The 14946-nt window shown below is 68.4% G+C and carries 12 protein-coding genes and 1 pseudogene; 6 read left to right on the forward strand and 7 right to left on the reverse strand.

Translation table 11 applies throughout. From position 1 onward, the window contains the following. Positions 1-15: 15 nt before the first annotated feature. The 3 genes from BST14_RS11825 to BST14_RS11835 are packed head-to-tail and all read right to left on the reverse strand — an operon-like array spanning position 16 to position 3589. Complete coding sequence (locus tag BST14_RS11825; RefSeq protein ID WP_083064665.1) at positions 16-1491, reverse strand: FAD-dependent oxidoreductase; 1476 nt, start codon at positions 1489-1491, stop codon at positions 16-18. After that, the gene (gene bphC / locus BST14_RS11830) at positions 1488-2396 is read right to left on the reverse strand and encodes a biphenyl-2,3-diol 1,2-dioxygenase (RefSeq protein ID WP_083064666.1); all 909 of its coding nucleotides are present in this window, start codon (positions 2394-2396) and stop codon (positions 1488-1490) included. Before bphC ends, BST14_RS11825 begins: the two co-directional genes overlap by 4 nt. Positions 2397-2404: 8 nt before the next feature. Further along, the gene (locus tag BST14_RS11835) at positions 2405-3589 is read right to left on the reverse strand and encodes an acyl-CoA dehydrogenase family protein (RefSeq protein WP_083064667.1); all 1185 of its coding nucleotides are present in this window, start codon (positions 3587-3589) and stop codon (positions 2405-2407) included. 296 nt (positions 3590-3885) lie between these two features. On the opposite strand from BST14_RS11835, the gene BST14_RS11840 reads away from it, so the two are divergent. Both BST14_RS11840 and BST14_RS11845 read left to right on the forward strand, forming a co-directional pair. After that, a complete protein-coding gene (locus BST14_RS11840) occupies positions 3886-5487 on the forward strand; it encodes a flavin-containing monooxygenase (protein ID WP_211280708.1) in 1602 nt (533 codons plus the stop codon). Then, complete coding sequence (locus BST14_RS11845) at positions 5484-6287, forward strand: mycofactocin-coupled SDR family oxidoreductase (RefSeq protein WP_083064669.1); 804 nt, start codon at positions 5484-5486, stop codon at positions 6285-6287. Before BST14_RS11840 ends, BST14_RS11845 begins: the two co-directional genes overlap by 4 nt. A 23-nt stretch (positions 6288-6310) precedes the next feature. On the opposite strand, the gene BST14_RS11850 is transcribed toward BST14_RS11845, so the two are convergent. The 3 genes from BST14_RS11850 to BST14_RS11860 all read right to left on the reverse strand — a co-directional run bounded on the left by BST14_RS11850 (position 6311) and on the right by BST14_RS11860 (position 9354). Beyond that, entirely contained in the window at positions 6311-7180 is an 870-nt protein-coding gene (locus BST14_RS11850; RefSeq protein WP_211280709.1) for an alpha/beta fold hydrolase, read from the reverse strand. 87 nt (positions 7181-7267) lie between these two features. Then, on the reverse strand, positions 7268-8662 hold the full coding sequence (locus BST14_RS11855) for a WS/DGAT/MGAT family O-acyltransferase (protein WP_083064671.1): 1395 nt from the start codon (positions 8660-8662) through the stop codon (positions 7268-7270). A 251-nt stretch (positions 8663-8913) separates the two neighbouring features. Next, entirely contained in the window at positions 8914-9354 is a 441-nt protein-coding gene (locus BST14_RS11860) for a nuclear transport factor 2 family protein (protein ID WP_083064677.1), read from the reverse strand. Positions 9355-9635: 281 nt separating this feature from the next. Between BST14_RS11860 and mbp1 the strand changes: the two genes are divergently transcribed. Together mbp1 and BST14_RS11870 are read left to right on the forward strand one after the other, a co-directional pair. Further along, entirely contained in the window at positions 9636-9869 is a 234-nt protein-coding gene (gene mbp1 / locus BST14_RS11865; protein ID WP_083064678.1) for a microaggregate-binding protein 1, read from the forward strand. Between the two features lie 29 nt (positions 9870-9898). Continuing rightward, positions 9899-10744: pseudogene (locus BST14_RS11870) on the forward strand (molybdopterin-dependent oxidoreductase); the annotation flags it as partial. 224 nt (positions 10745-10968) lie between these two features. Here BST14_RS11870 and BST14_RS11880 read toward each other — a convergent pair. Next, positions 10969-11814, reverse strand: a complete 846-nt coding sequence (locus tag BST14_RS11880) for an SDR family NAD(P)-dependent oxidoreductase (RefSeq protein WP_083064672.1) — start codon at positions 11812-11814, stop codon at positions 10969-10971. Positions 11815-12059: 245 nt separating this feature from the next. Here BST14_RS11880 and BST14_RS11885 point away from each other — a divergent pair, with 245 nt between their 5' ends. Together BST14_RS11885 and BST14_RS11890 are read left to right on the forward strand one after the other, a co-directional pair. After that, entirely contained in the window at positions 12060-13064 is a 1005-nt protein-coding gene (locus BST14_RS11885; protein ID WP_245845381.1) for an alpha/beta hydrolase, read from the forward strand. A 161-nt stretch (positions 13065-13225) separates the two neighbouring features. After that, positions 13226-14946: FHA domain-containing protein (locus BST14_RS11890; RefSeq protein WP_438502149.1), on the forward strand; the 1721-nt coding region annotated here is incomplete at its 3' end.

A 14946-nucleotide genomic window follows, 5' to 3' on the forward strand; every position in this document is an offset into this window, starting at 1 on the left:
AAAATCGCAGTGTGCTTACGCTCGCGAGCGGGAGGCGGCCGACCGCCCGGCGCGACGCCCGTAGAAGCTGCCGTCACCCAGCGAGACGCCGCTGGCATAGCCCCAGGCGGCCAGCCCGGCGGTGCACCGGCCGGCGGCGAACAGGCTCGGGATGGGCGCGCCGCTGACATGCAGCACCTCGGCGTCCAGCGTGGTGGCCAGCCCGCCCAGGGTGAAACCGCCGGTGTTCTCCCGCAAATCGATCGCGCCGACGGGGGAGCCGATCGGCTTGATCCACTCCGGCTTCTTGTGCAGCAGCGGATCCTCGCCGCGCGCGGCGGCCTCGTTGTAGGCGGCCACGGTCGCTTGCAGCGACCCCCGCGGCAGCCCCATCTCGCGTTCCAGGTCGGCGACGGTGTCGGCCACCCAGGTCGCCGGGCGCAGCATCAGCTTCGGCGACCACGAGGCCATCGCCTCCTGCTGGGCGTCGTCGTCGATGATCAGATAGGCGACGTTGTCCTGCTGGTAGAGCGTGAGCTGGCCGATTCGGCCCGGGTAGGTGTCCTCGGCGACGTAGCGCTGGCCTCGCCCGTTGACCAGGATTCCGCGCACCAGCTGCTGGGGATCGATGAAGATCGCGACCTCGGTGGCGTCCATGTGCGCCAGGTCGGCGCCCAGCGCCTGCGCCATCCGGATCGCCTGCCCGTCGTGCTGCTCGATGGACGCGGCCGGCCGCCCGGCGATCCGCGGGGCGTAGCGCGCCACCATCGCGTCGTTGTAGGCGAAGCTGCCCGTCGCGAGCACCACGCCGCTGCGCGCCCGGATGCTCATCTCGGTGCCGTACCGGCGGGCGCGGACGCCGACCACCCGGCCGTCGGATTCGACGATCAGCCGCTGCACCCGCACGTCGTAGAGCGCCCGGGCGCCCGCGGCCGTGGCGGTTTCGACGAGGGGCTTCATCAGCATGTAGCCGGCGCTGGCCTCGCCCTGCTTCTTGTTCTGCATCTGCGGCACGTGCCCGCGCGGGGCGGGATCCGCGATGGTGTTGAACGGGAAGGAATTCTCGCCGCCGCTGTACATCAGCCCCTGATCGCCCATCGGCTCCCAGCCGGGCTCGGAGAAGAACTCCGCCTTGAACGGCACGCCGCAGCCGACCAGCCACTCGAAGTGGGCGACGCTGCCGGCGCAGTAGTCGGCGATCCGGCTCTGGTCGGCGCCGGGGCCCATCGCGACGTTCAGGAACGCCGCCATGTTGTCGACGGAATCGGTGAAACCGCAAGCCTTTTGGATCGGGGTGCCACCGCCGAGATAGATGAAGCCGCCGGCCATCGACGCCGCCCCGCCCCACGAGCCGGTGCGCTCGAGCACCAGGACGTCGGCGCCGGACCGCGCCGCCTCCACCGCCGCCGCCGCACCTGCGACGCCGTAGCCGGCGATGACGACGTCGGCCTCCTGATCCCACGAGGCGATCGAGGACGCCGGGACCGGCGTCACGTCCGAGTCGGGCGTCACAGCCGCATGGCCGCGGGCATTTCGCCGACCCACTGGTGGCCCCAATAGCTGTCGGCGGTGATTTCCTCTGCGGTGTAATAGGTTTCGTCGACTCGCATTCCGTCGGTGCCGAATTCGATGTCCCAGTCGCCCGGTGCCCGGACGTAGAACGAGACCATCTTGTCGTTGGTGTGCCGCCCCAGCGTGGACGACAGCTGGAAACCCTCGGCGTTCACCCGATCCAGCGCCTGGCCGACGGCGTCCAGGCTGTCGACCTCCACCATAATGTGCACCAGGCGCGGGTCGCGCTGATGCGCGGCGGGCACGATCGCCAGGCTATGGTGGCGCTCGTTGATGCCCAGAAACCGAACCCGCACCGGGCCAAACTCTTTCGGCAGCGGCACCCGGAACGCCCCGCGCGAACGGAAGCCCAGTATCTCGGTGTAGAAGTCGAACAGCCCGCCCGGATCCATGGCGGGCACGACGACGTGGCCCATGCCCTGATCGCCGGTGACGAATCGCGCGCCGAACGGCGTGACCACCGGGCTGTGGTCGAGCACCGCGCCGTGAAACACCTCGAGTGTGGTGCCGGCCGGGTCCTCGAAGGTGATCACCTCTTCCACGCGGCGCGCCTCGGCCTCGCCGGTGGACAGCTGCTTGTAGGCCACGCCGGCGGCGTCCAGGGTGGTCTGCACTCGCTGCAGGGCCGGGTGGTCGCGCACCTCCCAGCCGACGGTCAGCACCCGGTCGGACTCACCGGGCACCACGATCAGCCGGGCCGCCCGCTCGTCCATCCGCAGATACAGCGCCGACGGGTCGGGGCCCGTGCCCTCGGCGAACCCGAGCACGCCGAAGGCGAACTGCCGCCAGCGGTCGATGTCGGTGGTCGAAATGGTGATGTAGCCAAGGCTTTTCAGGTCGCTCATCGGTGCTCCTAAATCAGGGCCCGCAGCGGACCCTCGGGCGGGTCGATACCCAGCGAACTCAGCGCCGACGCGTGGTAGGTGGTGCCCGGCATGTGGATGGCGTGCAGCTGGCCGACGTGCACGTCGCGCCAGTACCGTTGCAGCGGCTTGTCCATGCGGGCCGCGTTGCCGCCCGAGCGGGCGAAGATCTCGTCGACCGCCGCCACCGCGCGCCATACCGCGCGGATCTGGGTGCGGCGTCCGGCCGCGCGGTCGGCGAACGACACCTCCTTGCCGGCCGCGACCATGTCGTAGATGCGGTCGGCGTTGGCCAGCAACTCCTGGCGGGCGGCGTTGATGTCGGCGGCCGCCTCGCCGATGGCGTGCATGACGTAGGGGTCGTCCTTGATCGCGGTCCCGGTGGCGCCGACGCGCTCGCGCTGATAATCCAGATGCGCGGCGAGCGCGCCCTCGGCGATGCCGATGGTGGCCGCGGAGATGCCCAGCGGGAACATCGTCGACCACGGCATCAGGTAGAGCGGTTCGGTCATGCCGGCCTCGCGCTGGGCGGTGCCGTCCATCACCTTCGTCGCGTCCATGGTCCGGTAGGACGGCACGAACGCATCCTTGACGATGACGTCCTTGGAGCCGGTCCCGCGCAGCCCCACCACGTTCCACGAGTCCTCGACGATCTCGTAGTCCTTGCGCGGCAGGATCATGTGCAGCATCTGCGGCGGCATGATCGGAATGCCCTTGTCGTCGCCTAGCATGGCGCCCAGGATGATCCAGTCGCAGTGGTCGGTGCCCGAGCTGAACTGCCAGCGGCCGTTGAAGATGTACCCGCCGTCGACGGGTTTGGCCACGCCCTGCGGCGCGTACGGGGAGGCCATCCAGGTGTCGACGTCGTCGGCCCAGATTTCGGCGGCGACTCTCGGGTCGGCGTAGGCCAATTGATAGGGGTGCACGCCGACGACGCCGACGATCCAGCCGGCCGCCGGATCCAGTGCCGCGGTGGCCATCGTCGTCTCCGCGAACTCGCGCGGGTGCACCTCGAAGCCCTGGTACTGCTTGGCCTGCAGCAGCCGGATCAATCCGGCGCCCTTCATCAGCTTGACGGTGTCGTCGGTGAGCCGGCCAATCCTTTCGGCTTCGGCGGCTTGGTCGCGCAACTGGTCGGCCATGGCCACTACCCGGTCGAGTACCCGGTCGGTCATATCGTTGTCCTTACGTGTGTGGGCTCAGTAATGGTCTACCGCAGTCGGCGCCCGTCCCAAAGGAAATCCCGATCAGCGGACGCCGAGACGTCAATTTGCGACGTGAACGTCCCTTCCGACAGGAGTGGGTCACGCCGATCCCCGCGTCCGGCAGCGCCTCGGCCAGCTTTTGTCCAGGGGGCCAGCCCCGTGGCTGGGAAAACTGGCCGCAAGCGTCCGGTGACCGGGAGGCCACGCGGTCCGCGCCGGCCAAGGACCTACGGTGACTCCCTGTGAAGGATCCCGGGCCGCAGTCCATGGACGTCGTCGTGGTCGGCGCGGGCTTCGCCGGCCTGTATGCGCTGCACAAGCTGCGCGGCCAGGGCCTGTCGGTGCTGGTGCTGGAAGCCGCGCCCGAACTCGGGGGCACCTGGTATCACAACCGCTATCCGGGCGCGCGCTGCGACGTCGAGAGCGTCGATTATTGCTACTCGTTCTCCGGCGAACTACAGCAGGAATGGAACTGGACCGAGCGGTACGCCACCCAGGCCGAGATCCTGGCGTACCTGAACTGGGTCGCCGACAAGCTCGACCTGCGCCGCGATATCGCGTTACGCACCCGCGTGGCTTCGGTGCACCTCGATGAGGCGACGGTGCGTTGGACCGTCACCACCGATGAGGGACAACGCTTTTCGGCGCGGTTCGTCGTGATGGCGACTGGCCCGCTGTCGGCCGCGCTTACGCCGAATTTCCCCGGCCTGGACACCTTTGCCGGCGACATACACCACACCGCGCGGTGGCCGCACCGGCCCGTAGACTTCACCGGCAAACGGGTGGCCGTTATCGGCACCGGATCTTCTGGCATTCAATCGATTCCCATCATCGCCGAGTCCGCCGCCCACCTCTACGTCTTCCAGCGCACCCCCAATTACAGCGTCCCGGCCGGCAACCGGCCTTTGTCCGTCGCCGAGCTCGACGAGATCAAGGCGGGTTACGCGCAGCGGCGTGCGCTGTCGTGGCGCAGCGGTGGTGGCTCGCCGCACAAAACCGCCCCCAGGCCGACGATGCAGTTCACCGCCGAGGAGCGCCGCGCGGCGTTCGAAACGCGGTGGCAGCAAGGTGGCGTGCTGTTTTCCAAGACATTCCCGGACCAGATGACCGACCTGGAGGCCAACGAAGAGGCCCGCAAGTTCTACGAGGAGAAGGTCCGGGCCGTCATCGACGATCCGGCCGTCGCCGACCTGCTGATTCCCACCGACCACCCGATCGGCACCAAACGAATCTGCACTGACAGCAAGTACTTTCAAACCTTCAACCGGGCGAACGTGTCGCTGATCAGCCTCCGGGCCACCCCGATTGAATCCGTCGATGCGACCGGGATCAACACCATTGGGATCGATGCACCCAAAGCCCACTACGACGTCGACATGATCGTCCTGGCAACGGGTTTCGACGCGATGACGGGGGCGTTGGGAAAGATCGACATCGTCGGCCGGCGCGGCACCGCCCTGCGGGACGATTGGGCGCACGGTCCGCGCACGTATCTGGGGCTGGGCGTCGACGGATTCCCCAACCTGTTCTTGGTCTCCGGGCCCGGGGCACCCGCCGTGCTGGCGAACATGGTGCTGCACGCCGAGGCCCAGGTGAACTGGATCGCCGAGGCTATCGCCTTCCTCGACCGGCACGGCTACGCAGCGCTGGAAGCGACCGTGGACAGCGTGGACGGGTGGGGCGCCGAATGCGCCCGCCGGGCCGAGGCGACACTGTTCACCAAGGCGAACTCCTGGTACATGGGCGCCAACGTGCCGGGCAAGCCGCGCGGCTTCATGCTGTACACCGGCGGCTTCGCGACATACAACGACATCTGCGCTGAGGTGGCCGGCGCCGGCTACCGCGGCTTCGATCTAATCGAACGATGACGGGATTGCTGGGCAAGGTTGTGGTTGTCACCGGTGCCGCGAAGGGGACGGGACGGGTGCACTGTGAGCGGTTCGCCGATGAGGGCGCCGACGTGATCGCGCTCGACGCGCCCGCGGCGGCCGACGAGTTGCGCGATACGGCAAGGGGAGTCGAGGCCCGGGGCCGCCGGTGCGCGACCGGCCTGGCCGACGTCAGCGAGCTCGAAGCGATGACGGCCGCCGTCGATACCGGCGTGGCCGAGTTGGGCCGGCTCGACGTCGTCGTCGCCAACGCCGGAGTCCACCTGCCGGGCGCACCGTCGTGGGAGTTAGATCCCCAGGTCTGGCAGCGCACGCTCGACATCAACCTCACCGGCGTGTGGCATACCGTCCGGGTGAGCGTGCCGCACATGGTTGATCCCGGCGGCTCGGTCGTCATCATCAGCTCCACCAGCGGTCTGCGCGGCCTGCCCAACACCGCGCACTACACCGCCAGCAAGCACGCGGTGGTGGGATTCGCGCGCACGCTCGCGAACGAGCTCGGGCCGCGCGGCATCCGGGTCAACACCGTGCACCCCGGGCCGGTTGCCACCCCAATGGTGCTCAACGAGGCCACCTTTCGGCGGCTCCGGCCGGACCTGGACAACCCGACGGCGGCCGACGCGGCCGAGGTGCTGCAGGCGCGCAACCTGCTGCCGGTGCCATGGGTCGAGCCCGTCGACATCGCCAACGCCGTTCTGTTCCTGGCTTCGGACGCGGCCCGCTACATCACCGGCACGCAGCTGGTGGTCGACGCCGGCCTGACGCAGAAGACGACATGAGCACGACGCGCGACCGCCACTGGCTAGTCGCGCGAAAGGAATGCCAGGACGGTGCTTTCGAACGCCGCCTTGGCCTCGATCATGGCCCAATGCCCGGAGTTGGGGAAGATGTGCAGCTCCGCGTTGGGGATGGTGCGCATCGGGATCAGCGCCATGTCCGGCGGGCTCACCCTGTCGTCGCGACCCCAGGTCAGCAGCGTCGGCGCGGTGAGCTTGTGCATCGTCGCCCACGGCAGCGGCCGATCGGAGGCGTTCAGCGCGGCGTTCATCCCGGCGAACGCCGCCTTGCCGTACATGCGTCGCGCCGCGGCCAGGGTGTCCGCGTCGGTGGCCAGCTGCCAGCGTTCCTCGATCAGCTCGTCGGTGACCAGCGCCTGGTCGTAGACCATCGACTTGAGCCAGTCGACCAGTCGCTGCCGTGTCGGGTCCTCGACGAATTCCTGCAGCAGCCGAATCCCTTCGCTGGGACTGGGACTGAAGATGTTAATGCCGATCCCGCCGATGGTCACCAGCCGACCCACCCGGTCCGGATTCTGTGTCGCGAAGTTGATGCCGACGCCACCGCCCATCGAGTTGCCGACGATGTGCACCCTGTCGACGCCGAGCTTGTCCAGGAACGGCGCCACCGTGCCGAAGGCGGTCACCATCGGATGGCCACCGAAATCGTCGCTGACCCCGAAACCGGGGAACTCCAGGATCAGGCAGCGAAACCGCTCGGCAAAGGCGGGCAGCACCCCGCGGAAGTTGCGCCAGCCGGTGACACCGGGGCCGGAGCCGTGCAGAAACAGCAGCGGCGGGCCCGAATGAGATCCGCCGGTGTCGTAGTAGCGCAAAGCGCCCTTTTCAGTGCTGATTTCGCGAGTGCTGATTTCGCGCAAGTCCTGCGCCGCCACGCTCGTCGGTTCAGAAGTGTCTGCCACGGATGTCACCCTGCCATGCCGCGGCGGCGAGAATGGACGGGGTTCCGCTGACCGGGCAGATCAGATTCGGTGCTCGCCCGGTCCGCCGCAATTGAGCAGCTCTTTGAGCGCGGCGGGAAACGCATCGGCGAGGTCCCAGAGGTCGGAAACGAGGTCCGGGCAGGAGACCATGCCGACGCCCAGCCGGCCGTTGAGCGACAGAACGGTGATGTTCAGCGCGGCTCCGGCGATGATCGGGCCGAGCGGATACATCGCGTCGAGCCGGCAGCCCAAAAAGTAGAGCTGTTCTTGCGGGCCGGCGACGTTCGACATCACCAGGTTGTGCGGCGGGTTGGCGGGAAGGGGCAGGCGCGGCAGCAGTTTTCGGGCGGCGCCGAACACTGTCTGCCCGGCCACCTGCGTCCAGTCGTGCAGCAGGGTCGGGCCCAGCGCCGCGGAGTGGTCCTTCGCCGCGGCGTTTCCGGCGGCGATATTGGCGAGCCGTTCCACGGGATCGTCGAGGTGGGTTTCGAGGCGGCACAGCATCCAGGTCATCTGGTTGCGGCCCGTGCGGGGGGATCTGTCGCGAACGGACACCGGCACGCTCGCGACCAGGGGGACGCCGGGCAGCGCGTCGCGGTCCCGGAGGTACTGCCGTAACGCGCCCGCGCACAGCGCCGTCACCACGTCGTTGACGGTCACCTTGAATCGGCGTTTGACGGTTTTGACGTCCTCGAGGTCCACGCTGGTCAGGGCGACGTTGCGGCGGCGGGTGAACGACCCGTTGAACGCCGTCGGCGGGGCCGCGAACGGGGCCGCCATCGTCGGACCGCCGCCCCGGGCGCGCAGCACCGTCTCCGCCACGGTCAGCGCCGTGGCCGGCAGGACTCTGGCCAGCCGCCACGGCCGCAACGCCGCCCCGATCAGGCCGCTCGCGGCGATCTGTAGCGGATTCGCCCTACCCACGCGCTCGGCCGGTGCCGGTGGCGGCGCGTCGGGCGCGGTGCTGCACACCTGCGCGAGCAGGTGAGCACCGCCCACGCCGTCGACCACCGCGTGGTGGACCTTGACGACGACGGACAGCGCGTCCGTGCCGTGCAAACCTTCGATGACCCACATCTCCCACAGCGGCCGGTCGCGATCGAGCGCCAGGCCGGCGATGTGGCCGCAGATGTCCGCTAATTCCTTGGGACCTCCCGGCGACGGCAGGGCCACGCGGTGAAGGTGGCGAGCCAGGTCGAACCCGTCGTCGTCGACCCACACCGGATGGTCGAGGTTCAGTTCGCTGTCGGCCAGCTTGAGGCGGAATTCGGGCGCCGCGTCAAGGCGCTCCCACAGCGCCGCACGGAAGCGATCGAAGGTGTAGCCGCGCGGCATCGTCGACGGATCCAATTCCAGCACGCAGCAAACGTTCAAAGGCTGCGTCGGCGATTCCAGGTGCAGAAAGAACGCGTCCAATCCGCTGAGTCGTTGCATTAGCTGCTCGTCTCGTCTGTGCGGCCATGACCGCTGGTCACTTGACCGGTGGTCGTCTGGGAGCTGCTTCAAGGGCACTCGATCGGGAGACCGCAATCTTTGGGTGTGTGACTTTTATCTGTAACCGCCAAGGGGCGTTCGGCAAACATTTTGTCAAGGCAGTTAACGAAATCTCACACCGCGATCCGGTCATGAGCGTGAAAACCCCAGGCGAACAACAGGTCTTGTGGGTCCGACGATCGCGGTGCCCGCTAGGGCCGACGGGCCATCGCGGAGTGGGGCGCCGCCCAGTCGGTCGAGACCTTGCGGTGTTTGATCAGCCAGGCGCCGCCGTCGGGAACCAGGACGTCGCGGTACCGGCCGTAGTGGTCCAGACCGATATGGGTGACCACGGTGAAGTAGGAGTCGACCCGGGCCCGGTCGGGTGTCACCTCGGTGAACAAGACGTTCGCGACGTTATGGCGCACAATCGGTTTGACGTCTGCGTCGACGGCGACCCTTCCGGTGACGCCGCCCAGGAAGGTCGCGATCGCCGACCGCCCGTGCAATGGCTCGAAACCCCGGATCTCTAGCACGCCGTCGGCGCAGAACGTCGCCGCGAGATCGTCGAGCAGGCCGGCATCGCCGGACCAGTTGTAGCGCGCCAAGGTGTCCCGGATCCGCTCGCGGGCGACCAGTTCCCACATCTGCACCGTCACCACTCCTTGCCCCGCCGACCTGTTGAGTGAACAGGGTAGGCGTATTGCCTGGGATCACCGCGGCAAGGCGGACGATGCGATCAATCATGCTGATTAGCAACGGTTTTCGAGGCGCGACGCGGTCGTGGTACGCGTCCCGCCCCGAAACCCGCGCTAACGGCCGGCCGCGGCTGTGGCGAAGGCTACTCGCCGGCAACGTTTCGAAAATCCGCCAGTCGGCAATAGAGGAGGCGATTGCACGACACGGGCGCGTGCTCGCCATGGAGGGAGAAGGCATGTCGGACAAGAGTGGTCCCGCGGAGGCCGTCGAGGGCATCGTCGAGGGCGTCAAGGGCAAGGTCAAGGAAGTCGCCGGCGCGGTCGCCGGCCGCGACAACCTGATGCGTGAAGGCCAGGCCCAGCAGGACAAGGCCGACGCCCAGCGGGAGGCGGCCCAGAAGGAGGCCGAGGCCGAAAGCGCCCGCAAGGCCGCCGACATCAACGAGGCTCGGCAAAAAGCCGAACAGTAGCGGCGTTTGAGGGTGGCCCGGTCACAGGCGTGGCCGGGCCATCGCTTTGGTCCGCCCGGGAAAACTACGACGACGTGTGGAGCCGCGGACACCTGTGCCCCAAGGGCACGTCGCTTGCGGCCCTGCACGACGATCCGGACCGCATCGGCCAACCGATGATCAAGGTCGACGGCCAGTGGCGGGAAGTCAGCTGGGACGCGGCGTTTCGCCGTTGCACCGAGCTGCTGACCCCGGTGATCGAGAAGTACGGCATCGGCGCGGTCACCGCCTACACCGGCAACCCGCTGGCGCACTCGTTCTCGCTGGCCCGCTATGCCGGCGTGCTGATGGGGATGTCCGGCATGCCGGTCACGTATTCGCCCGGGACGGTCGACCAGTGGCCGAAGAACCTGTCGTCGTATCTGATGTACGGCCTGTGGTGGAACTTCCCGGCCCCCGACATCGAACGCACCGACCTGCTGGTGATCATGGGCGCCAACCCGGCGGCGTCGCAGGGGTCACTGCTGGCCGCGCCCAATGTGATGGGTCTGATCGAGGGTATCCGCAAGCGCGGCAAGGTCATCGTGATCGACCCGGTGCGCACCCTGACCGCGGCGCGCGCCGACGAGTGGCTTCCCATCGTGCCGGGAACCGACGCAGCACTGTTACTGGCCGTCGCGCACACCCTCTTCGATGAGGGACTGATCAACCCCGGGCCCCATGTCGACGGCGTCGACACCATGCGGGCCGCCGTCGCGGACTGGCCACCGGAGCGGGTCAGTGCCGTCACGGGCATCGACGAGGACCGCATCCGCAGGCTGGCCCGTGAACTCGCGGGCACCGAAAGGTCGGTCGTCTACGGCCGAATCGGCCTGTGCAACCAGGAATTCGGCAGCCCGTCGAGATCACGGACTCCATCAAGCCCGGCGTCGTCTCGATGCCGCACGGCTGGGGGCACGGCAAGCCGGGCACCCGCATGTCGGTGGCCAACGGCTCACCGGGCGCGAACACCAATGTGCTGTCCCCGCCGACGTTCGTCGACGAGCCCTCCGGCAACGGGGTGCTCAACGGCATCTTGGTCACGATCATCGACGAGCAGGCCAGGTTCTCACCGGAGTGATCACGGGTCGATGGGCCGATTGGTCCACTGGCGGTCGGGGCGGAGCGCCGAGCGGAACCATCCGCCGGCCGCGCCGGTGCCGCCGTCGGTGGGGATGGTGTGACCGGTGACGAACGCCGAGAGGTCCGAGGCCAAAAACAGGATCGCCCGGGCCTGGTCCTCGGGCAGGCCCATCCGCCCGATCGGCACCCACTGCGGCCACCGCGCCTGCTCCTCGGCCGAAAGCCATTGCGAGTAGGGCACTTGCAGGGACTCAGTGACGTCGGGTGCGATCGCGTTGACCCGCACCCCGTCGTTGCCCACCTGAACGGCGAGGCTGCGGGTGAACGCGATGACGGCGGCCTTGAAAGCGGCGTAAACGGGATCCTCCGGATAGCCCCGCAGCCCTTCGACCGACGAGACGTTCACGATCGCACCGGCGCGCCGCCGCACCATGGCCGGCAGGAACGCATGGGTGACCAGGAAGACGTGGTGCAGGTTGATCCGGTAAAGGTCGTCCCACAGCTGCGGGTCGGTCTCGGCGAAGCTCCCGGGGTGGCGCAGCCAGTGGCCCACGTTGTTGATCAGGACATCGACCCGGCCGAACCGATCGAGCACCGTCCGGGATAACCGGATGACCTGGTCGGGGTCACGGACGTCGGTTCCGAGCGCCACGGCCGAGCCGCCGGATTCGGTGATCGAGGCGGCCGTCGCCGCGGCGAGGTCGGCGTCGACGTCCGCGATGACCACGTCCGCGGCGTGTTCGGCGAACAACCGCGCGGTCGCCGCGCCGATACCCGCCGCGCCGCCCGTGACGACGGCCACCCGGTCGGCCAGCAACGGACCGGGGCGCTTCACGTGTGTCATCGGTCATATCTTCGAGCACGCGATGGGCCAGGCAACAGCCGGTCGGGCCGGATCGAGCCCGCGCGGGAACCACGAAGGATTTGCACCGGTGTTACCCATCTCAGCGCATAGCAAACGTGACGTAGCCAACAATGATCGTCCGTTCCTTTCCCATTAACCTCGCGTTGCGGCGGGTATCCGCGCTCCACTTAGGAGGTTGAAGCCCAATGCTGAGTACAACCGAAACGGCCCCCATACTGCCGAGCGTGGCGATGACGCGGCGCGTGCATCATCGCCACAGCCGGCAGTCGGTTGCCGTGGGGCTGGCCAGCCGCCTGATCGTCAAAAACACCGTCCGCGCCTGGGCGATGACGCCCAACCTGCGCTGGCCGTTCGAGTACGTCGACGGCGTCGCGGGGCTGGTACCACAAATCGGGTCCGGCGCGAAGATCGACTCGGTTCGGCTGGACCACTGTGCCGCCGAATGGGTCCGCGCTCCCGGCGTGTCGGGGGAGCGGGCGATCCTGTACCTGCACGGTGGCGCGTTTCTCACCTGCGGCCTCAACACGCATCGCTCGATGGTGGCTCGCTTGTCGAAGGCTGCCGACGCCGCCGTCCTGACCGTCGCCTACCGGAAACTGCCCAACCACCAGATCACCGATGCCATCGATGACGCAATCAGCGGCCTGCGCTGGCTGCAGGATCGTGGCTTCGACGGCGACCAGATCGTGGTGGCCGTCGACTCGGCCGGCGGCTACCTGGCGTTCATGACCACCCTGTTGGCCATCAGCGACGACATCATGGAGCCGGCCGGCGTGGCGACCATCTCGCCGTTCACCGACGCGGACCCGGTGCGAAAGCTCAAGCACCACAACACACGCAAATGCTCTATGTTCACCCGGCGCGCGTTCTCCAAGTTCGCGCAATACCTCAGCAAGGCACAGGTTTTGGAAGGCCGGGGCGACAACACGGTTGCCTCGCCGGTGGACGCCGACCTGTCCTCGATGCCGCCGGTCACCATTCACGCCAGCTCGGACGAGTTGTTGCTGGCCGACGCCGAATTGATGGCCAAACGCCTGGAAGCCAGCGGGGTCCACTGCGATCTGCACCTGTGGGAAGGGCAGATTCACGACTTCCCGATAGCGGCCGACATCTTGCCCGAGGGCCGGCGCGCTCTGAAATACATCGGGCATTTCGTCAAGGACGTCACCGCCGCCCGCGGCAAGATTCCGAGCGTACGCAGCCTGCGCAACGCCGCGGTTGCGGGTTGAAACCTGCGAAAGTCATTGCAGTGCAAGCTATCGCTGCCTGTCCGTGGCCGTTCGCTTCGGTGGATCCGCGCGCTTGCGGCGCGGTCAAGTCGCCCGGGAGCGCGCGCGAAACGGTACCCCGCGACGAACCGGGCGGATAAGTCCCGCCGCTGCCGTTACAGTTGGTCCTGATGAGCCCACCAGCCCCGCCTGCGCTGACCGTGCGGTACGAGGGCGCCGAGCGCACCTTCGCGCCGGGCAGCGATGTCGTGATCGGTCGAGACTTGCGCGCCGACGTCCGCGTCGCCCACCCTCTGATCTCCCGCAACCACCTGATCGTGCGGTATGACCAGGGCCGATGGATCGCCATCGACAATGGCAGCCTCAACGGCCTTTACGTGCACAACCGCCGCGTCCCGGTCGTCGATGTCCAGGACGGGCTGCGGGTCAACGTCGGCAATCCGGACGGCCCGGCGCTGGCCTTTGAGGTGGGTCGCCATCAGGGTTCGGCCGGACGGCCTCCGCCGACCACGTCGATACCTATCGTCAGCGACCCCAGCGAACCGTCGGCGCGGGCGCCGCAGAGCCAGCCGCTCGGCACGCACGGCCCGGGCCACCCCCAGCAGCCGGCGTCGGCGTCGTTCCGCCACCCCGTCCATCCGCCCACCCCCGCGCAGCCGCGATACCCGTCGAGCGCGCCGCCCAGCGGGTCCCAGCCCGCGCCGCAGATCTACCGGTCACCGGCGACGCACGCGGCGCCGCCGACCACCGCGCAGCCGCCCCCGACGGGCCGGATCGGCGGCGACTCGTCGATCCTCGCGACGTCGATGATGAAAATCCTGCGGCCGGGCAAGGCCGGGCCGGACGTGCCGGGCGCGGTCAAGATCGGGCGCGCCAACGACAACGACATCGTCATCCCCGAGGTCCTGGCCTCGCGCCACCACGCCACCCTGGTTCCGACGGCCTCCGGCACCGAGATCCAGGACAACCGCAGCATCAACGGCACCTTCGTCAACGGCGTGCGGGTCGACTCGGCCGTGCTGCACGACGGCGACGTGGTCACCATCGGCAACATCGACCTGGTCTTCCACGGCGGCAACCTGGCCCGCCGGGATCAGGCCGCGACCGAGACGCGCGGCGGCGGCCTCGATGTGCGCGGCGTGACCTGGACGATCGAGAACACCAAGACGCTGCTGGACAACATCTCGCTGACCGCCCTGCCCGGCACGTTGACGGCCGTCATCGGGCCGTCCGGCGCCGGCAAGTCGACCTTCGCCCGCTTGGTCGCCGGGTACACGCACCCGACGACGGGGACCGTGTCGTTCGAGGGGCACAACATCCACGCCGAGTACGCCTCGCTGCGCAGCAGGATCGGGATGGTGCCCCAGGACGACGTGGTGCACGGCCAGCTGACCGTGCAGCAGGCGCTGATGTACGCCGCGGAGCTGCGGCTGCCGCCGGACACAACGAAGGACGACCGCGCCCAGGTGGTGGCCCGGGTACTCGAAGAACTCGAGATGACCCGGCACCTGCACACCCGGGTGGACAAGCTGTCCGGCGGTCAGCGCAAGCGCGCGTCGGTGGCTCTCGAGTTGCTCACCGGGCCGTCGCTGCTGATACTCGACGAGCCGACCTCCGGCCTGGACCCCGCGCTGGACCGGCAGGTGATGACCATGCTGCGGCAGCTGGCCGACGCCGGGCGCGTCGTCCTGGTGGTCACCCACTCCCTGACCTACCTGGACGTCTGCGACCAGGTGTTGCTGCTCGCCCCCGGCGGCAAGACGGCGTTCTGCGGGCCGCCCAGCCAGATTGGTGCCGCCATGGGCACTACCAACTGGGCCGACATCTTCAGCACGGTCGCAAACGACCCCGACGGTTCCCGCGCGCGCTACCTGGCCCGCAC

The organism is Mycobacterium arosiense ATCC BAA-1401 = DSM 45069 (assembly GCF_002086125.1).
In the GTDB taxonomy this organism is placed as follows: domain Bacteria; phylum Actinomycetota; class Actinomycetes; order Mycobacteriales; family Mycobacteriaceae; genus Mycobacterium; species Mycobacterium arosiense.

Coding starts and splice junctions, on each gene's coding strand:
- BST14_RS11845 (WP_083064669.1), top strand. CDS start 5,484: ATGACGGGATTGCTGGGCAAGGTTGTGGTTGTCACCGGTGCCGCGAAG.
- BST14_RS11835 (WP_083064667.1), bottom strand. CDS start 3,589: ATGACCGACCGGGTACTCGACCGGGTAGTGGCCATGGCCGACCAGTTG.
- BST14_RS11880 (WP_083064672.1), bottom strand. CDS start 11,814: ATGACACACGTGAAGCGCCCCGGTCCGTTGCTGGCCGACCGGGTGGCC.
- BST14_RS11855 (WP_083064671.1), bottom strand. CDS start 8,662: ATGCAACGACTCAGCGGATTGGACGCGTTCTTTCTGCACCTGGAATCG.
- bphC (WP_083064666.1), bottom strand. CDS start 2,396: ATGAGCGACCTGAAAAGCCTTGGCTACATCACCATTTCGACCACCGAC.
- BST14_RS11840 (WP_211280708.1), top strand. CDS start 3,886: ATGGACGTCGTCGTGGTCGGCGCGGGCTTCGCCGGCCTGTATGCGCTG.
- mbp1 (WP_083064678.1), top strand. CDS start 9,636: ATGTCGGACAAGAGTGGTCCCGCGGAGGCCGTCGAGGGCATCGTCGAG.